Source organism: Cellulomonas sp. NTE-D12, assembly GCF_027923705.1.
Lineage (GTDB): Bacteria > Actinomycetota > Actinomycetes > Actinomycetales > Cellulomonadaceae > Cellulomonas.
Genome location: NZ_AP026442.1, coordinates 3,599,117 through 3,617,635 on the forward strand (window position 1 = coordinate 3,599,117; position 18,519 = coordinate 3,617,635).

The window sequence follows — 18,519 nt, forward strand, 5'->3', positions numbered from 1 at the left end:
GCGGGTGTGGGTGCGTGGTGTCGGCGCGATGATCCGAGAACAGGTCCGCGGGACGGGCGGTTCGCCAAGGGCCCCGGCTCGCCCGCGGCTCAGCCGAGCGCGCCGACCGCCCCGCGCAGCCGTGCCAGCGCCTCACGGACCAGCTCGACCAGCCCGGGTCCGCCGTCGGACGCCGTCCACGTCGCGAACCCGTCCCGGAAGGCCAGCATCCCGATCTCCGCGGCGAGCGACGCCACCGGGTCCGGCACCCCCCGGGCCTGCAGCGCCGCCGCGACGTCCGCCACCAGGCTGACGTGCTTGAGCTGGTCGCGGGCCTGGAGCTCGGCGCTGCTCGCGATCACCGCCCGCACACGCGGGGCCAGCTCGCGGTTGAACGACGTCATGGAGCCCGCGACGTTGTCCAGCCCCGCGGCGACGGCGTCGAGCGGGCTCGCGCCATCGGGTGCGCCGGCGATCCCCTCGACCAGCAGGCGGGACATCACGGCCTGACCGGCGGCCAGCACGTCGCGCTTGTCGGGGAAATACCGGAAGAAGGTGCTGCGGGTCAGGCCGGCGCGCTCGGCGATCTCCGCGACCGTGACCTCGTCGTACCCGCGCTCGGCGAACAGGTCGAGGGCGGCGGCCACCAGCCGTGCACGTCCGTCGGGTTCCCATCGCGCCATGGCCGCAGCATAGTGATGCGACATCAGTCGCATCACGGCGGTACAGTGATGGGACACGAGTCGCATCACTCGGTGCCGACCGTGAGTCCCTGGAGGTCGTCATGCGCGTGTTCGTCACAGGTGCCACCGGCGGGATCGGCTCCGCCGTCGTCGCCGAGCTGCTGTCCACCGGCCACGAGGTGCTGGGGCTGGCCCGGTCCGAGGCGTCGGCCGAGCGCCTCACGGCGGCCGGCGGGTCGGTGCTGAGGGGCGACATCTCCGACCCGGACGTCCTCCGGGCGGGGGCGCAGCAGGCCGACGGCGTGATGCACCTCGCGTTCGGCCACGACTTCACCGACTTCGCCGGGGCCATCGCGCAGGAGGGCGCCGCGACCCGCACGCTGGGCGAGGCGCTCGTCGGCACCGGGAAGCCGTTGGTCATCGCCTCGGGCACGCCGGCCGTCCCCGGTCAGGTCACCACCGAGGAGACAGTGGCGAACGAGGGCACCGCCGGCGGTCGAGGTGTGAACGCGCAGCACGTGATCGGCCTCGCCGAGCAGGGGGTACGCAGCGCCGTCGTGCGGCTGCCGCGCTCCGTGCACCAGGCCGGTGTCGCGTTCGGCTTCGCCGGGATGCTGATCAACGCCGCGCGCCGCACCGGCGTCTCGGGGTTCGTCGGCGACGGCTCGCAGCGCTGGCCGGCCGTGCACCGGCTGGACGCCGCGCACCTGTTCTGCGTGGCCCTCGAGCAGGCCGAGCCCGGCACCGTCCTGCACGCGGTGGGCGACGAGGGCGACACCATGCGGTCCCTGGCCGACGAGATCGGCCGCCAGCTCGGGCTCCCCGTCGAGCAGGTGCCGGCCGAGAGCTTCGGCTTCCTCGGCACGATCTTCGGCGTCGACCAGCCCTCCAGCTCCGCCCTCACCCGCGAGCGCTTCGGCTGGGCGCCGACGCACCCGAGCCTGCTGGCGGACCTGGCGACGGGTGACTACCCGGCCTGACCAGGGCAGACAGATCGGGATCCCGACCGGCTAGAGGTACCCGCCGCCGATGTCCGTCCCGTCGAGGTCGGTCTCCGGGGGCATCGGCGGCGGAGCCGCGACCAGCACCTGCTGGTGCCGGAGCGGACGTCCGGACGGCACGGGCAGCCTGTTGAGCGCCAGCCACGCCGTCCCGGTCAGCGGGCACCCGAGCACCGCGAGGGCCCGCGGGTTGACCACGCCGGCCAGGGCCGCATACGTCTGCTGCGGCAGAGCCAGGGCGAGCGGCACCAGGTGCTGGTCCGCGTAGTGGACCGCCGCCTCGCCGACGATCCCGCGCAGCTCCCAGCAACGGCACGTCACCGTGGCCGCCGACGCGCCCGCCTCCTTGACCAGCCGGATGCGCTCCGCCCTGAGCACCACCTGGCGACGCACCTGCTCGGCGACGACGGCACCGAGGACCGTCCCGCCGGGGAGGAGGACGACGTACAGGGCGATCGCCCACCGCGCGGCGCTGGCACCGAGGGGACCGGACGGGTCCGCGAGCAGCGCGGCACCGAACAGACCGGCGACGAACCCCAGCGTGCCGCCGACGAACAGGTGGCCCGCGTCCCGGGACGTGATCGGAGGCTTCCGCGCGCCGTCCACACCGAGCGTCCGGTACCGGGAGCGCAGCCACGACTCGGCCTTGGTGTGCCCCGGATAGACCGGGAAGCGCAGCCGGAGCCGCGTACCCCATCCGGTCAGGGCCAGCAGCGGGACCAGCCAGATGGTGGTGTACATGCTGTCGAAGAGGATCAGCCCGGTCGCGGCCAGAGCAGCGGCCACCAGGTAGGGCACGACCCGTATCGCGAGGTTCCTGCCCCACAGCAGCGGGACGTCCCAGCGCTCCCGAACCGCGTCGAGGCCCGGTGACGGTGCGTGGAACCTCGTCATCACGTCGACCACGAGTGCGGCTCCGACCACGTCCCCGTAGGCGGTCAGATCGCCACAGATGCGGTCGACGAGCGGTACGCGCATCGTCGGCTCGTTCCGCCAGGACGCCGCCACCGTTCCGATCACCGACGCCAGGGCGTCGTCCATCGCCTGCGCGTCCTCGCGGTTGCGCCGCAGCACCGTGCCGACGCACACGTTGACCATCGCCTCCGGATCGGAGGTTCCGGCGCTGCCGACGTAGGCCGTCCAGGCCCCGTCGGCCATCGCCCGGTCCGGGTTGGTGGAGGCGGCCAGGGCGAGGAGCCGGGCGTGCTGGACCCTCAGCTGACCCTCGAGCTGGACGGCGGCGAGCACCTGGAGAGCGTGCAGGTCGCCGCGCTGCGCCCGGGCGGCGAGCACGACGAGGTCCGACCAGCGCGACGGTGCCGTGATCGGTGCCGTCGGGTCTGCCTGCAGCGCCGAGAGCACCTCGTCCGGCCGACCCGTCTCCAGCAGCGCCGTCGCCCGCCAGATGGTCCGCTGCTCGCCGTCCGGCATCAGCGCGGCGCCGAGCTCCCTGTCGTCGAACAGCACCGCACCGGAGGCCCAGAGGGAGAGCTGCTCGTCCGTGGCCAGCGTGGTGGTCGTCGGGAGGGGAGCCATGCCGGACACATCGGACTCCGGGTCGTCGGCCTTGACCTCCGAAGGTCCTGTGACAGGTCCACTCGACGCGCGTCCGCCGGTCGTCCGGGTCCGCACGCAGGTGGGACGGGGTCGCTTCCCCCTGCGGAGCGACCCCGCCTCACCGCCGACCGGTTCAGTGCCCGGGGCTCACGGCACCGTCAGCCGGACAGGCGCTGCCACCACCTGCGTGTCGGTGCCGTCCGGCAGCACCAACTCGGTGAAGGCGTAGATCGTGTAGCTGCCCGACGGCCAGGTCGTACCCCATGCCGTCGTGCACGTGTAGGGACCGACGCTGGTCTCCAGGTCGAGCGAGCCGCCGCCGGCGAGCACCATCCGGGGCGTCCACGACGGCGTGGGGCCGCCGAGAGAAGCGGTGCCGCTCGTGGTGGCCATGCCGATGTTGCCGGTGTGCATCACCCGCCCGGCGGCGAAGGGCTGCGCGTTCGGGTCCGTCGTGTACGGGTCCGGGATCGGGTTGTCGTTCACCACGAAGTAGGACGGGTACCGGACCTCGACGTCGTTCACCGCGGCACCCGTGTTGGTCACGTGCATCCTCACCACGACGTTCCCGCTGTCCAGCGCGGCCGACGCCTGGCCAGTGACCGCTCCGGTTGTCGGCGTCCACGTGTCCGAGGAGAGCTGGGGATCGGTCGCGCAGAACGACTGGTCGCTGTGCGAGTCGAGCCGGACGGTGCCCGCAGGCAGGTGGGCCCGCGCCGGCGACACCCCCACGTCGCCACCGGCGGTGGACGTCGGTGCAGCATCGAACGCACCGTAGGCGAAGCCCCACGCGGAGCTGGTCTTCCCGTCCTTGACGACGTCGAACCGGGTCCACACCACATAGGTGCCCTCGGGCGGAGGCCCCCCGGCACCCTGGACGCCGGGGCACATGACGTACGTGAATCCGAACCGTGCCTTCACGCCCACGCTCGCACCTCCACCGCTGGTCGGTGGGACCGCCGCGAGCACCCCCTCGGTGGGGGCGGGCATCGATGCCGCGGCGACGCCGACGACCTTCGGCGCGGCGTTGCCGAGCTGGCTGCCGTCCACCAGGAACGTCGCGGCCGGACGGACGGTGACCCGGTCGCCCACCGCACCGGCGAGCACGAGCTGGTAGATCGGAAGCACGGAGTCGCCCACCGTGGCCTGCCACGCCTCGGGGGCGTACGCCGAGAAGTCGCTGCCCGTGGTGTCCAGCGTCATCCCGCATGCCGCGAGACCAGTCGGGAGCGTCGCCGGGGCCGTCGCCGACGGCGAGCTGCTCGGTGTCGAGGTCGGGGTCGGGGCCGGGGTCGCCGTGGTGGACGGCGTGGGCACCGGAGCCGTCGTCGTCACGACCGGTGCCGGTGGCGCCGGATGCTGGTCCAGCCGCCCGCCCAGGCCGATGCCCGCGACCGCCACGGCGGCGGCCGTGCCGATCCCGGCGGCGCTGTACCCGGTCCGCACCAGAGCCCGCCGGCGGCGCGCCAGCGTCACCAGCGGACCCGCGGACAGCTCGGGCGCCCCTCGGCGCGCGTCGTCGTGCATCGACCGCAGGGCGTCACGCAGGTCGGTGGTCATCATCGCCCCCCTACTCGTCCGGCCGCTGGCAGGACGTCGACGGTCTCGCCGGGAGGCGGGGCCAGCGGACCCAGCCGCGTCTCCAGCTTGTGCGTGGCGTTGGACAGGTATCGCTTGACGGTGCCCTCGGCGAGGTTCAGCTCCCGGGCGACCTCGGCGACGGTGCGGTCCGCGAAGAACCGCAGGACGACGCACGCCCGCTCCTGCCGCGACAGGACCGCGAGCGCGGCCCGGACGTCGAGGACTGCGTCGTCGTCCGACTCCCGCGTCTCGGGCTCCAGCAGAAGGTGCTCGAGCCCGGCGTACCGGCGTCGGCGCCGGTAGCCGTCGATGTACAGGCTCGCGATGGTGCGACGGGTGTACGCCTCGGCCGACGTCGCGTCGAACCCCGTGCGGAACCGCCCGAACACCTTGACGAACGCGTCCTGCACCAGGTCCTGGGCGGCCGCGAGGTCACCCGTGAACAGATAGGCGTAGGCGACGAGGTCACGGCCTCGGTCCCGCGCCAGACATGTCAACAGCTCGTCGCTGCCGGACATCGAACCCCCCTGCTCCAACTTCCTGCCGCGTCTACGAACGGCGCGGCGGTTTCGTTGTAGCGGACGGCGGAGCCCGGGACGGAGAGGCGCGGGCGGAGATCAGTCGGTGGTGGTGGTGCGAGCGCCCCGGCGGTTCGGCGGCTCGATGGGGCCGGCGTCGACGAACGTCCGCGCGAGCACGGCATCGTCGTCGTCCACGAGCCACACGTGCAGCCGCGCGGACGCCACCGGCCGCGGCGCGGGGACCCGGATCGTCGTCGGGCCGCTGAGCACGAACGGCTCGGCGTCCACCGGCGCGGACTCCACCGCGGGCGCCACGGGGCTCGCGCCGAACGCCGCACCCGCCGACACCCACGCCAACCGCACCCGCCCCCGCACCGGGGCCGGCCCGTGGTGGGACACCCGCACGACGAGGTCCCACGGCTGCGTCGGCACCGGGACGTCCGCCCCGGCGGCCGCCGGGACCACGTCCAGCACCAGCACCGTTGTCGCGTTCACGTCGGCCGGGTCCAGCCCACCACGGTCCTTCTCGCGGCGGTCGGCGTCCACCAGACCGGCCATCTCGTGCTCGACGTCCGCCAGCTCGGTGTACACGTACCCCGCGAACCGGTCGTGCCGGCGCAGCTCCTGCGTCTGCCAGCGCAGGTGCCAGGCACGTTCCAGGTTGGTGAACCCGGAGCCGTACTCGCTGTTCAGCACGGGTATCCCCGTGCGCGGGTGGTCCGGGGAGCCGTGCAGCGACTTGTCCACGGTGAAGTCCGGGCCGAGCATCACCGGGAAGTCCTCGCGGCTGCCGTCCGCGAGCGCCGCCACGTTGGCCGCCCACGCCGTCGGGTCCGCGTCGTAGTAGTGCCAGTCGACCAGGTCGGTGCGCACGTGCGACCAGCCGGAGTTCTCCACGATCGGCCGGCTGGCGTCCAGCAGGTGCATCACGTCGTACGCGTGGGCGGCCGCTTCGGCGCGCTCGGGGCTGCCGGGGATGTCCCAGTCCAGCCCCCACTCCTCGTTGTACAGGCCCCAGACGACGATCGACGGGTGGCTGCCGTCGCGCTCCACCAGGTCCGGCAGCTGCGCCTCGAACGCACCGGCCGCCTCGATCGAGTACCGGCTCGGGGCCGGCGGCTCGGACCAGACGAGCATCCCCAGCCGGTCGGCGTGGTGCAGCCAGCGCGGCTCCTCGAGCTTGATGTGCTTGCGCACCAGGTTGTAGCCGTGCCGGCGCGCGAGCTCGAGGTCGAGGACCAGCGCGTCGTCGTCGGGCGCCGTCAGGCCCGTGCGGGGCCAGTAGCCCTGGTCGAGCACGCCGCGCACGTACAGGCGCTCACCGTTCAGCGTGAGGTGGTCGCCCGTGACGGCGATGCGGCGCAGGCCGGTGGTGGCGACGACGCGGTCGGCGGCCGCGCCCGCGCCGGTGCCCGTGGTGAGCTCGACCCGGTACAGGTGCGGGTCGTTGGGCGACCACAGGTGCGGGTCGGTCAGCTCGAGGCGGCCGGCGAAGCGGCCGGTGGCGTCGGGCTCGAGCACCAGGACGGCGGCGGCAGACGAACGGTCCGCGCCCGACGAGCCGTCGGAGCCGGCCGTCCCCGCCGCCTCGTCGAGCACCCGCACCCGCACGGGCGCGGTCGGCTCGTCGCCCACCACCGTGCCCGACACGTCGATGCCGGTCAGCGAGTCGCCGCGCAGCGCCAGCTCGGCGACGTACGACCGTCCGCGCGCCTCCAGCCACACGCTCTGCCAGATGCCGGAGGTCGGCGTGAACGAGACGCCGTCGTAGTCGTCGCGCGGGACCGACCGCTGCTTGCCGTGCGGGATCGACCGCTTGTCCGCGGGTGCCTCGACCTCCACCGTCAGCACCACCGAGGTCCCGGGTGCCGCGACCGTCGTCAGGTCCAGCTCGAACGACGTGTACCCGCCGACGTGCACGCCCACCTCGACGTCGTCCACCAGCACCCGCGCCCGGTGGTGCACCGCACCGAAGCACAGCAGCACCCGCGACCCGTCCCACTCGGCCGGCACGGTGACCGACCGCCGGTAGGTTCCGCGCTCCAGCCAGGTGCGCTGCACGCCGGACGCCTCGGTCTCCCAGGCGAACGGCACGGTGATCGTCGTCGTCCCGTACTCGGACTCGAAGTGCCAGGACCCGTTGAGGGTCAGCCACGCCGCGGAGCGGTCGCGGTCCGGCCGGGGGTACTCGGGCTTGGGGACGACGACGCCCGCGGCCGCAGCCGTGGAGGCGCTCGGGTCGGTGGAGGACGTCGCCGCGGCCGGCACGCTGGGCGCGCTCGGCTCGGTCGTCTCGGCGGGGACCGCGACCACGTCGGTCGCGCTCGGCGTCGCAGGGCTCATGGGGGCTGGACCTCTCACGGTCGGCAGTGGGGCGAGGGGAAGGAGGCGGGAGGTCCGGTCAGCCCTTGACGCTTCCGGCGATGATCCCGTTGATGAAGTGGCGCTGGAGCACGACGAAAACGAGCAGCAGGGGGACGAGGGCCACCGAGCTGGCGGCCAGCAACTCGCCGGTCACCGTCGCGTAGTCCGCGCCGATCCGGTTGCCGCTGATGTTCTGGGCGAGGGTGGACAGCACCACCTGGAGGGTCGCCATCCGCTGCGAGCTGGCGATCACCACGGGCCAGACGAAGTCGTTGTAGATGTTCATCACGGTCAGCACCGCCAGCCCGGCCAGGCTGGGCCGGATCACCGGCACGAGGATCCGGGCGAAGATGCCGAACTCCCCGCAGCCGTCGACGCGGGCGGCGTCCATCAGCTCGTCGGGCACCGCGGCGATCACCTGGCGCATCCAGAAGATGGCGAACGCGTCGACCGCCCCCGGGAGGATCAGCGCCTGGTACGTGTTGACCCAGCCGAGCTCCTTCATCTCCAGCAGCAACGGGATGATCAGCACGATCGTCGGCAGCATCAGCGTCACCAGCACCGTGCCGAACAGCGCGTTGCGCAGGGGGAACCGGTACTTGGCGAACCCGTAGGCGGCGAGCGGTGCGAAGAACAGGGTCATCGACCCCTTCACCGCCAGCACGACCAGCGTGTTGGCGAACCCGCGCCCGATCGGCACGTCGGTGAACATGGCCGTGAAGTTCTGCGTCGTCAGCCGCGACGGGTCCAGGCTCAGCGGGCTGCTGACGATCTGGCCGGCCGGCTTGAACGCCGAGACGACGGCCCAGACCACCGGAGCGAGGAAGGCGAGGGTCAGCAGGCCGAGGAAGGCGTGCGACCCGACGGACCCGAGGGCGCGGTGCCGGGGTCGGCGGCTCGCAGGCCGGGGAGCAGCGGCCGCGGGCCGGGCGGGTGCGGTCAGCGTGGTCATGTCAGTCCTCCGACCGGAGCAGGCGCACGAAGATCAGGGACAGGGCCATCACGACGATGACCAGCAGGAACGAGTTCGCCGCCCCGGTCCCCAGGTCGGACCGCGTGATCGCGTTGTACAGGTGCAGCCCGGCAGTCGTCGTCGAGCTGTACGGGCCGCCCTTGGTGACGACGTAGGGCTCCGCGAACATCTGGAACACGGCCAGCGTCTGCATCACCAGGGCGAACATCAGCGTCCGGCGCATCAGCGGCACGGTGATCGACCACAGCTGCCGGGCGCGGTGCGCGCCGTCCAGCGCCGCCGCCTCGTACACCGACCCGTCGATCGACTGCAGCCCGGACAGCAGGATGATCACGATGAACCCGGTGGTCTTCCACAGGAACAGCAGCGCCAGCGTCGGCTTGGCCCACGCGCTGGTCACCAGCCACCCGACGGCCGGCAGGCCCAGCAGCTTGAGCACGCCGTTGACGGCGCCGTAGTCCTTGTCGAACACCACCACCCAGATCTGCGCGATGGCGACCAGCGGCGTGACGAACGGGACCAGGAAGGCCACCCGGTAGAAGCCGCGCATCCGGGTCCGGGCGTTGTCCAGCAGCACGGCGGCCAGCAGGCCGACCACCAGCTGCACCGGCACGATCAGCAGCCACAGCACCGCCGAGTTGCCCAGCGACTGCCAGAACGACGAGCTGGTCAGCAGGTACGTGTAGTTGCCCCAGCCCACCCACTGCGGGGCGCGGGCGCCGTGCCAGTTGGTGAAGCTCAGCCGCAGCGTGAACAGCATCGGGTAGACGCTGAACGCCACGAACAGGGCGAGGAACGGCAGGACGAAGACGTAGGGCGCCAGCCGGCGCCGCAGCCGGGACCGGTGCGATCGGCGCCCGGGCTCGGGACGGCTCGTCCGCGGGACGTCGGTGACCACGGAGCCGAGTGTCATCGGAGGGGTCCTCTCGGACGAGCAGGGTGTCGGTCGGGTCCGGGCCCGGCGGTCAGCAGGAGGGCTGCCGACCGCCGGGCGTGCGGCCTACTGCCGGTCGACCAGGTTCTTCTGGATGTCCGCCGTGGACTGGTCGATCACCTGCTGCGGCGTCATCGACCCGTCGAGCATCTTCTGCACGTCGTTGCCCAGGTAGTCGACGGCGCCGGCCCACCACTTGGGGATCGGCGTGCCGCCGGGGATCTGGTTGCCCGCCTCGATCGCCGTCTTCCACAGGTCCTGGTTGCCCAGTGCCGGGGAGGGCTTGAACAGCGGCTTCGTCGGGTCGGCGGCCGGCTTGTAGGCCGGGATCGACGTGTCGAGGCCGTTGGGGTAGACGCTGTTGGACCCGTAGACGGCGGTGTAGCCGGCGGGGTCGAACATGAGGAACTGGTAGAAGAGCCACGCGAGCTGGGAGTTCTTCCCGGCCTTCGGCAGGACGAACGACGAGCCGCCCATCGCACCGGACCGCGCGCCGCCGGCGCTCCACGCCGGGAGCGGCATGGCCCGCCATTCACCCTTGGTGGTCTTCAGCTGCTGCTCCGGGGCGAAGTCGAACCAGATGGACCAGGGGTAGAACACCTCCTTGGCCGAGTCGAGGGCGCCGACGTCGCTCTGGCTGAGGTACTCCGCCCGCGTGCCGAGCCCCTGCTTCTGCACCGAGTCCAGCCACCCGAGGATCTGCTTGTACGCCGGGGAGTCCAGGCGCAGCTTCCCGTCGGCGTCGGCGAGGCTGGTGCCCTGCTGGCTGGCGTACATCTCCAGCTGCAGCTGTCCCAGGAAGCCGGTCTGCTCGAGGTGGATGGGGCCGGAGTCGGGGACTGCGGCCTTGTACTGCTTGGCGGCGGCGACCAGGTCGTCGTACGTCTGGATCTTGGTGGCGTCGACGCCGGCCTTCTGCAGGGCCGTCTCGTTGTAGAACAGCAGGCCCGGGTCCAGGTCGAACGGGACGCCGTAGATGCCGCCCTTGACGGTGCTGACGTCCACCTTCTGCTTCGCGATGTCCTTGACGTACGGCTTGAGGACGCCGCTCAGGTCCCAGAGGTAGTCCGAGTAGCCCGCCACCAGCGCGTCGTCCAGGAACACGCCGTCCGGCACGTCGCTGCCGGTGATCAGGGTGTTCTGGAGCTTGGCGTTGATGTCGACGGCCTGGTGGTTGACCTTGATGTTCGGGTACTTCTTGTTGAAGGCCGCGATCGCCGCGTCGAACACGTTGTAGAGGTCGCCGGAGCGGTCCCAGACGGTGATCGAGCCGGACGGGTTCGCGTCGCTCGGCGCCTGGAGCTGGTCCGGGTTGGCCGACGAGGTCGCGGTACCGGTGGCGCCGGAGCCGCCGGCGGTGACAGCGGGCCCGCACGCCGCGAGGGCGACGGCGGCCGCTGCGGCGGTCAGGACGGCGGGAAAGGTGCGGCGGAGGCCGCGAGCCCGGCCCGCGAGGTCGCGCGGCTGACGAGGTCGCCGCGGCAGTGCCTGGTGCATGAACACTCCCTTGTGGACATGGGGACGGCCGATCGTCGCGCCGTTTGCCAACGTGCGCAAACCTAGCTCGCCTTTGCACACGTTGGCAAGTAGGCTGAGCGTGCGATTCCGGCGCTGCTGTGCGGCGGTTCCCGCCAGGGTGTACGGGACGCGTCCGACCAGGTGCGTGAGCACGAGCAGGGGAGTTCGATGGCCGCCACCCTCCGTGACGTCGCCCGCACGGCGAACGTCTCGATGCGCACGGTGTCCAACGTGGTCAGCGGGTACGAGCACGTCAGCGAGGCGATGCGCCAGCGCGTGCTCGCCGCGATGGAGGAGCTCGACTACCGCGCCAACCCCGTGGCGCGCACGCTGCGCACGGGCCGCACGGGCGTGCTGGCCCTCGTCGTGCCCGAGATCGACGTGCCGTACTTCTCCCAGCTCGCGCGCGAGGTGATCAACGCGGCAGCCGCCGTCGGCTACCGCGTGATGATCGACCAGACCGGTGACGACCACGAGCGTGAGCGCCGGCTGCTCACCGGCGCCGACCGGACCATGCTGTTCGACGGCATCCTGTTCAGCCCTCTCGTCACCGCCACCGAGCTGCTGGAGATGCGCGCCGGGCGGTCCATCCCGCTGGTGCTGCTCGGCGAGCACGACTTCGACGGCCGGTACGACCACGTAGCCATCGACAACGAGCGTGCGGCCTACGACGCCACGGCGCACCTGGTGGCGCTGGGCCGGCGCCGGATCGCCGCGATCGGCGCCCAGCCGCAGGAGGACTACGCCACCCCCCGCAAGCGCACCGCCGGCTACCAGGACGCGCTGCGCGACGCCGGCCTCGAGCCGGACCCCGACCTGCTTCGCCCCGCGCCCCGGTACAGCCGGGCCGACGGCTACACCGCCGCCCAGGCGCTGCTGGCCGGTCCTGACCGGCCGGACGCGATCTTCTGCTACTCGGACCTGATGGCGATGGGCGCGATGCGGGCGGTGTTCGACGCAGGCCTGTCGGTGCCGGACGACGTGGCGATCATCGGCATCGACGACATCGAGGAGGGCCGGTACTCCCGGCCCACGCTGAGCACCGTGTCGCTGGACATCCCGTTCATCGCGCGCGCCGCCGTCGAGCGGCTCGCGGTCCGGATCGACGAGCCCGACTCGCCGGCGCAGGAGGCGCTCGCGCCGCACGTGCTGCTGCCCCGGGAGAGCACGGGGGAAGGCACGGCCGGGACCGCGCCGGCCTTCCGCCCCTGACGGGCCGGCCTCCGGGCCTATTCGATCACTGGGAATCTAGTGACGTGACATCATGTTGCGATGAGCATGGACTTCTTCGACGTGCTGGTCCGCTACGAGACCACCCTCTGGAACCACCTCGACGACCGGCTCGCCGCCGCCGGCACCGTCCGGCTCGGGACCCTGTCCGCGCTCCGGGTGCTCCGTCGGCACCCGGGTACCGCGCGGGTCCAGGAGCTCCGGACCGAGCTCGCCATCACCGTGGGCGCAGCGAGCAAGCTCGTCGACCGCCTGGAGCGCGACGGCCTCGCCACACGCTCGGCCCACCCCGACGACCGCCGCTCCTCGCTGATCACGCTCACGGCCGCGGGTGAGGCGGCGCTCGAGGAGGGGACGGCGATCGTCGAGCGGACTCTGCACGACCACCTGGGCGACGAGCCGGCTGCAGCCGCGGTCACGACGATCCTCGAGCACCTGCTCACCACGCTCAAGCCGGTCCCGGCGGCGACCCGATGAGCGGCACGATGCGCGCCGTCGTCGTCGACCACCCCGGCGGTCCCGAGGTGCTCCAGGTCCGCGACGTCCCCCTCCCGCACGCGGAACCCGGTCAGGTGCTGATCCGGGTGCACGCCTTCGGCCTCAACCGCTCCGAGCTGCACTTCCGCAGCGGGCAGGCGTGGTCGGGCACCTTCCCACGCATCCCGGGCATCGAGGCGGCCGGCGTGGTGGAGGACGCCCCGGGCGGTGAGCTGGCCGCCGGTACGCAGGTGATGGCGATGATGGGCGGGATGGGTCGCACCATCGACGGCGGCTACGCCGAGCACGTCGTCGTCCCGGTCTCCCAGGTGGTGCCGTTCAGCAGCGAGCTGCCGTGGGAGGTGCTCGGCGCCGTCCCGGAGATGCTCCAGACGGCGTACGGGTCGCTGGCCGTCGGCGTCCGACCGTCGGCCGGGGACACCCTGCTGGTCCGCGGCGGCACGTCGTCCGTCGGCCTCGCGCTGGCCGTGCTCGGCCGCCTGCAGGGCCTCACGGTCCTGTCCACCACGCGCTCGCCCGGGCGGCGCGCTCTGCTCGAGCAGGCCGGCGCCCACCACGCGCTGGTGGACGACGGCCACGTCGCCGACCAGGTGCGCGAGCTGGTCCCGCGCGGGGTCGACGGGGCCGTGGAGCTGGTCGGTTCTGACGTCCTGCGCGACACGCTGCGCGCCGTCCGACCCGGCGGAACGGTGTGCTTCACCGGCATGCTGTCGGACCGGTGGACGATCCCGGAGTTCTACCCGATGGACTGGCTGCCGAACGGCGTCCGCCTCACCGCCTACTCCGGCGATGCGGCAGACCTGCCGCCGACCGTGCTGCAGGACTTCCTCGACGCGGTCGCGGCGGGCCGAGCCCGAGTCCCCGTGGGGAAGGTCTACGCGCTCGACGACATCGCCCGGGCGCACGCCGACATGGAGGCCGGCGTCGTAGGAGGCAAGGGCGTGGTGCTGCTGTCCGCCGGATGACCCGGCATCACGTGCGCGGGCCGTGGACGGTCCACGAGAAGTCGAAGGATGCGCTCGCGCCGGGAGCGAGCTCGTGGAGCGGTGACAGGATCTCCAGCTCCACCAGCCGCGCCGACGGGTGAAGCCCCTCCAGCCCGCCGATCGGCTCGGCCGTCGGGTACTGCATCCACAGCTCCACCCGGCAGCCGCCGTCGGGGTACACGGCGCCCCCGTCCACGGGGAACGTCAGGTCGATCCCCGCGCCGTCGGGGCGGCGGTAGCGGACGGACCCCGTGGCGTCGGTGAACCCGACCTTGGCCACCACGTCGCTCACCTGCACGGCACGGAAGCCGTCCACCAGCGGGCCGACCTCGATAGCACCGTCGGCCTCGACCATGGAGATCGGCTCGGCGGTGCCGGACGAGCCGACCTCGACCGACCCCCCGGGCTGGTGCGCGAACGCCTCCGTGTCCACCTGGCACACCTCCCAGACGGACCACCGCACGGGTCGGTCGGACACGTTGGTGAACGTGTTGCGCTGCCGGACGGTGGTGCCCGAGCGGGGGACCACCAGCCGGCGCTCCACCCGCAGGCCGGTGCGCGCGTCGTCCGGGCTGGTCAGCAGCACCACCCGCCCGTCGAGCTCCTCCGACCACTCGTCGCCGATCGTCCAACGGCCGGAGTCCAGCACGCCGTCCGGCGGGCCCGGCCACTCGTCCGGCGATCCCCAGCCCTGCGGCGCGGGCCACGTCTTCGAGCCGCCCACGTTCGCCCAGGACCCCATCGCCTCGGTCAGGGGCGCCCAGGTGGACCGCGGTCGCACCGTCCCCAGGTCGGCGTCCAGGTACTCCGGGTTGCGCCACAGCAGCTCGGCTCCGCCGCACCGCAGGGAGATCAGCCGACCGCCGACACCAGGCAGGAAGGCGAGCTCGAGCTCGTCGTTCGCCGCGCGGACCACCTCGAGCCGGTCGTCGTCACCTGCGGTCCGCGTCAGCGTCGGCAGGCCGCTCACAGGGACGGCACCAGGACGACCTTGCCCGCGGCACCGGCGGCCGCGAGCGCGTAGGCCTCGTCCGCCTGGTCCAGCGTGAACCGGTCGCTGACGATCTCGTGCGGGTGCCGGCCGGCCTCGGCGAACAGCCGTGCGACGGCCTCCATGCCCTGCAACGAGGTGACCCAGGAGGCGTAGATCGTCAGCTGCTTGTGCAGCATCAGGTCGGACACCTCCGCCTCGAGCCGACCACCCTCGCCGATGAGCGACACCCGGCCCCACTCGGCGGCACCGACCAGCGCCGCGAGCCGTCCGGGCGTCGAACCGCTGCAGTCCACGGCGACATCACAGCCCCGACCGCCGGTCAGCGCCAGCACCTGCTCGCCCGAGTCGGACGCCGCAGGCACCACGTCGTCGACGAACCCGCCGGCGAGCGCGAAATCGGAACGCTCCGGCCGCGCCTCGACGCCGATCACCCGCCGGGCGCCGAGCAGCCGGCCGATCATCGACGCGGCGAGCCCCACCGGTCCGAGGCCGACCACCAGCAGGTCCTCGCCACCCCGGACGCCGGTGCGTTGCAGCCCCTCGTACGCCGTCCCGAAGCCGCACGCGATCAGGGCGCCGTCCACGTGGTCCAGGTCGGGGAAGAGGGGCACGCACGTGCTCTCCTCGACCAGGACGTAGTCCGCGTGACCGCCGTCCCGCTGCCAGCCGTACGCCTCGCGGTAGCGCGGGTCGGAGCAGCTGATGACGTGCCCCGAGCGGCAGTTGGGGCACCGCCCGCAGCCGACGATGTGGTAGACGATCACGTCGTCACCCACCCCGAACCGACGGCACCCGGCTCCCGCCGCGACGACGCGTCCGCTCGGTTCGTGGCCCGCGATCACACCCTTGTACGCCGGCTTGCCGTCGAGGCCCTTGTGCGTCTTGTACTCGCGGTAGATGTAGCCGATGTCGCTGCCGCAGATGCCGGACGCACCCATGCGGATCACCAGCTGCCCCGGTCCCGGCTCCGGCACCGGGTACTCCCGGACCTCCGCGGTCGAGTTGCCGGGAAGGAAGACGCCTCGCATCGACGTCGGCATGGGCGATCACTGACCTCTCGTCGGACTTCTAGTCGGTGGTGGTGCCGGCGAGCGCGCGCCGGCCGGACAGGGTGACGTTGATCAGGACGGCGAGCACGATGATGGCGCCGGTCACGACCGTCTGGAGGAACGAGTTCACGCCGAGCAGCACCAGGCCGTTGCCGATCAGCGTGATGAAGATGACGCCCAGGAAGCTGCCGAACAGGCTGCCGCGTCCGCCGGCCATCGCCGTCCCGCCGATCACCACGGCGGCGATCACCTTGAACTCCAGGCCGCCCGCGGCGCCGCCGTTGCCCGAGCCGAGCCGTGCGGCGAGCAGCACTCCGCTGATGGCGGACAGGGCGCCGGTGGTGACGAAGATGAGGATGCGGGTGCGGTCGACGGGGATGCCGGCCAGGCGGGCGGCCGGCGCGTTGCCGCCGATGGCGTACACCGAGCGTCCGTAGGCCGTCTTGCGCGCGACGAAGCCGAACACGACGAAGGCGATCACCATCACCCAGGCCGGCGTCGGGATGCCGAGGACCCGGTCGGACAGCACGTTCATGATCCGGTCGCGCGGAGAGAACGGCACCGGCAGCGCGTTGGTCGTGTACAGCGCCAGCCCACCCAGGATGTTCCAGAGCCCCAGCGTGCCGATGAACGACGGCACCTTGAACCGCGCCCGCAGCACCCCGACGACCCCGCCCCATGCCGCCCCGATCGCGACCGTGACCAGGATCGCCAGCACCGTCGGCAGGTGCCACGCGGTCATCGCCTTGGCGACGATCACCGACGCGAACGCGACCGCCGGGCCGATGGACACGTCGATCTCGCCGGCGATGATCACCAGGGTCATCCCGGTGGCGGCGACCCCGATCAGCGCCGCGTCGCGCAGCAGGCCCAGCTGGTTGGCCGGGCTGGCGAACCCGCGGGCGGTGCCGGACAGGACGGCGTAGAGCACGACGATGGCGACGAGCAGCCCGACGATGTTCAGCGCGGTGGTCGACCGCGGCACGGCGAGCTCGCGCCACCCCCGACGGCTCGGGCCGGTGGCGGTGCCGTCGGTCTCCACGGTGGCTGTCTTGGTGGTCATGACGGCACCTCTCAGACGGTCGCGGCCATGGAGGCCGCCAGCAGACGGGACAGCTCGATGTCGGGCGCGACCAGCTCGTCGGCGATCCGGCCCTGCCGGAGGACCAGCACGCGGTCGCAGGCGAGCGGCAGCTCCTCGAGCTCGCTCGAGACGAACACCACGGCGGCGCCCTCGTCGGCGACCGACCGCATGATCCGGTAGATCTGCGCCTTCGCCTCGACGTCGACGCCGCGCGTGGGCTCGTCCAGCAGCAGCACCGTGCTGCCGGCGTGCAGCCAGCGGCCGATCACCGCCTTCTGCTGGTTGCCACCGCTGAGGTTGGCGATCGGCGCGGAGAGGTCGGCGACCTTGATCCGCAGGCGGTCGCGCACGTGGCCCGCCGCGTCCTGCACGCGGCGGCGGGACAGCACCCCACGCGGCGCCACGGAGGCGTACCGGGACATGACGATGTTCTCGTCGACGCCCATCTCCAGCACGACGCCGTCCCGCTTGCGGTTCTCGGGCGTCATGCCGACGCCGAGGCGGCGCATCAGGGCCGGACGCGGCCGGCACGCCCTGCCGTCCACCTCGACGCGGCCGCCCGTGATGCGGTCGTAGCCGGCGACCGCCCGCAGCAGCTCCGTCCGCCCGGAGCCGAGCAGCCCGGCGATGCCGAGCACCTCTCCCGCACGGGCCTCGAACGTCACGCCCGAGAGCTTCGGCGGGACCACCAGCTCGTGCACCGCGAGCCGCACGGCACCGTCCCGCCGCGCCACCCGTGCGGCCCCGGCAGCCACGCGCTCCTGGTCACCGACCATGGCCGACACCACGTCCTGGGTCGACGCGTGGCCGGTGTCGAACGTCGCCACCACCCTGCCGTCGCGCATCACGGTGATCGCGTCCGCCACCGTGCGGATCTCGTCCATCCGGTGGCTGACGAAGATGACGCCGACGCCGCGCGCCGCGATCGCCCGGACGGTCCGCAGCACCAGCGCCACCTCGGCGCTGGCCAACGCACTGGTCGGCTCGTCCAGCACCAGGAGCTGGGGCTGCTCCTGCAACGCCCGCGCGATCTCGACGATCTGCTGCTCGGCCAGGGTGAGGGAGGCCACCTCGCGCCGCGGGTCGATGTCCACGCCGAGCGAGGTGAGCGCGGTACGCGACGCCGCGCGCATCGCGGCGTAGTCCAGCCCCGAGCGGCCACGCGGCCAGTGCCCGAGGAACAGGTTCTCGGCGACCGACAGCCCCGGCACCAGGCTGAGCTCCTGGTACACCGTGGCGACGCCCCGCGCCGAGGCCTCCTTGACGCCGCCGTCGCCCAGCGGCTCGCCCTGCAGCAGCACGGCTCCCTCGTCGGGACGCTCGACACCGGCGAGCACCCGGATCAGCGTGGACTTGCCGGCGCCGTTGGCACCGAGCAGCGCCCGCACCTCGCCGGCGTGTACCGCGAAGTCGACGTGGTCCAGCGCCTGCACACCGGGGTACTGCTTCGAGACGCCGCGCGTCTCCGCGATCACCGCAGCCATCTGCCGTCCTCCTGACTGAGCCGGTGCACCGTCTCCGGCCGGGCCGGCCGGGGCCCGTGCAGACCCCGGCCGGCGGTGGGTCG

At 72.7% G+C, this 18,519-nt stretch carries 16 protein-coding genes; 4 read left to right on the forward strand and 12 right to left on the reverse strand.

The annotated features are described in order from the left end of the window. Positions 1-89: 89 nt before the first annotated feature. Positions 90-662: a TetR/AcrR family transcriptional regulator gene (locus tag QMF98_RS16565; protein WP_337974010.1), complete on the reverse strand. Its 573-nt coding sequence runs from the start codon at positions 660-662 to the stop codon at positions 90-92. A gap of 101 nt (positions 663-763) precedes the next feature. Between QMF98_RS16565 and QMF98_RS16570 the strand changes: the two genes are divergently transcribed. Continuing rightward, the gene (locus QMF98_RS16570) at positions 764-1,642 is read left to right on the forward strand and encodes an SDR family oxidoreductase (RefSeq protein ID WP_337974011.1); all 879 of its coding nucleotides are present in this window, start codon (positions 764-766) and stop codon (positions 1,640-1,642) included. A gap of 30 nt (positions 1,643-1,672) precedes the next feature. Here the strand turns inward: QMF98_RS16570 and QMF98_RS16575 are convergent, their stop codons facing one another. The 7 genes from QMF98_RS16575 to QMF98_RS16605 all read right to left on the reverse strand — a co-directional run bounded on the left by QMF98_RS16575 (position 1,673) and on the right by QMF98_RS16605 (position 11,090). Further along, positions 1,673-3,199, reverse strand: a complete 1,527-nt coding sequence (locus QMF98_RS16575) for a hypothetical protein (RefSeq protein ID WP_337974012.1) — start codon at positions 3,197-3,199, stop codon at positions 1,673-1,675. A 168-nt stretch (positions 3,200-3,367) separates the two neighbouring features. Then, complete coding sequence (locus tag QMF98_RS16580; RefSeq protein ID WP_337974013.1) at positions 3,368-4,780, reverse strand: RAD23 family protein; 1,413 nt, start codon at positions 4,778-4,780, stop codon at positions 3,368-3,370. Then, on the reverse strand, positions 4,780-5,319 hold the full coding sequence (locus QMF98_RS16585) for a sigma-70 family RNA polymerase sigma factor (protein ID WP_337974014.1): 540 nt from the start codon (positions 5,317-5,319) through the stop codon (positions 4,780-4,782). Before QMF98_RS16585 ends, QMF98_RS16580 begins: the two co-directional genes overlap by 1 nt. Positions 5,320-5,418: 99 nt before the next feature. Further along, positions 5,419-7,665, reverse strand: coding sequence for a glycoside hydrolase family 2 protein (locus QMF98_RS16590; RefSeq protein ID WP_337974015.1), 2,247 nt, complete (start codon positions 7,663-7,665; stop codon positions 5,419-5,421). A 58-nt stretch (positions 7,666-7,723) separates the two neighbouring features. Then, positions 7,724-8,638 (reverse strand): carbohydrate ABC transporter permease, encoded by a 915-nt coding sequence (locus tag QMF98_RS16595; protein ID WP_337974016.1) that lies wholly within the window; start codon positions 8,636-8,638, stop codon positions 7,724-7,726. A gap of 1 nt (position 8,639) precedes the next feature. Next, complete coding sequence (locus tag QMF98_RS16600) at positions 8,640-9,572, reverse strand: carbohydrate ABC transporter permease (protein ID WP_337974017.1); 933 nt, start codon at positions 9,570-9,572, stop codon at positions 8,640-8,642. Positions 9,573-9,659: 87 nt separating this feature from the next. Further along, positions 9,660-11,090 carry an ABC transporter substrate-binding protein gene (locus QMF98_RS16605; RefSeq protein ID WP_337974018.1) on the reverse strand — a complete coding sequence of 477 codons (1,431 nt, stop codon included), beginning with the start codon at positions 11,088-11,090 and terminating at the stop codon, positions 9,660-9,662. A gap of 189 nt (positions 11,091-11,279) precedes the next feature. Between QMF98_RS16605 and QMF98_RS16610 the strand changes: the two genes are divergently transcribed. Genes QMF98_RS16610 through QMF98_RS16620 form a run of 3 tightly spaced genes read left to right on the forward strand, consistent with a single transcriptional unit; the run spans position 11,280 to position 13,804 of the window. Beyond that, on the forward strand, positions 11,280-12,323 hold the full coding sequence (locus QMF98_RS16610) for a LacI family DNA-binding transcriptional regulator (RefSeq protein WP_337974019.1): 1,044 nt from the start codon (positions 11,280-11,282) through the stop codon (positions 12,321-12,323). 60 nt (positions 12,324-12,383) lie between these two features. Beyond that, the gene (locus QMF98_RS16615; RefSeq protein ID WP_337974020.1) at positions 12,384-12,818 is read left to right on the forward strand and encodes a MarR family winged helix-turn-helix transcriptional regulator; all 435 of its coding nucleotides are present in this window, start codon (positions 12,384-12,386) and stop codon (positions 12,816-12,818) included. Then, entirely contained in the window at positions 12,815-13,804 is a 990-nt protein-coding gene (locus QMF98_RS16620) for a zinc-binding dehydrogenase (protein ID WP_337974021.1), read from the forward strand. The genes QMF98_RS16615 and QMF98_RS16620 overlap by 4 nt, the downstream gene beginning before the upstream one ends. A gap of 7 nt (positions 13,805-13,811) precedes the next feature. On the opposite strand, the gene QMF98_RS16625 is transcribed toward QMF98_RS16620, so the two are convergent. Genes QMF98_RS16625 through QMF98_RS16640 form a run of 4 tightly spaced genes read right to left on the reverse strand, consistent with a single transcriptional unit; the run spans position 13,812 to position 18,436 of the window. Beyond that, positions 13,812-14,795 carry a hypothetical protein gene (locus tag QMF98_RS16625; RefSeq protein ID WP_337974022.1) on the reverse strand — a complete coding sequence of 328 codons (984 nt, stop codon included), beginning with the start codon at positions 14,793-14,795 and terminating at the stop codon, positions 13,812-13,814. Further along, positions 14,792-15,859 carry a zinc-dependent alcohol dehydrogenase family protein gene (locus QMF98_RS16630; protein ID WP_337974023.1) on the reverse strand — a complete coding sequence of 356 codons (1,068 nt, stop codon included), beginning with the start codon at positions 15,857-15,859 and terminating at the stop codon, positions 14,792-14,794. Before QMF98_RS16630 ends, QMF98_RS16625 begins: the two co-directional genes overlap by 4 nt. 28 nt (positions 15,860-15,887) lie before the next feature. Continuing rightward, positions 15,888-16,931: an ABC transporter permease gene (locus QMF98_RS16635; RefSeq protein ID WP_337974024.1), complete on the reverse strand. Its 1,044-nt coding sequence runs from the start codon at positions 16,929-16,931 to the stop codon at positions 15,888-15,890. Between the two features lie 11 nt (positions 16,932-16,942). Further along, on the reverse strand, positions 16,943-18,436 hold the full coding sequence (locus tag QMF98_RS16640; protein ID WP_337974025.1) for a sugar ABC transporter ATP-binding protein: 1,494 nt from the start codon (positions 18,434-18,436) through the stop codon (positions 16,943-16,945). Between the last annotated feature and the right edge of the window lie 83 nt (positions 18,437-18,519).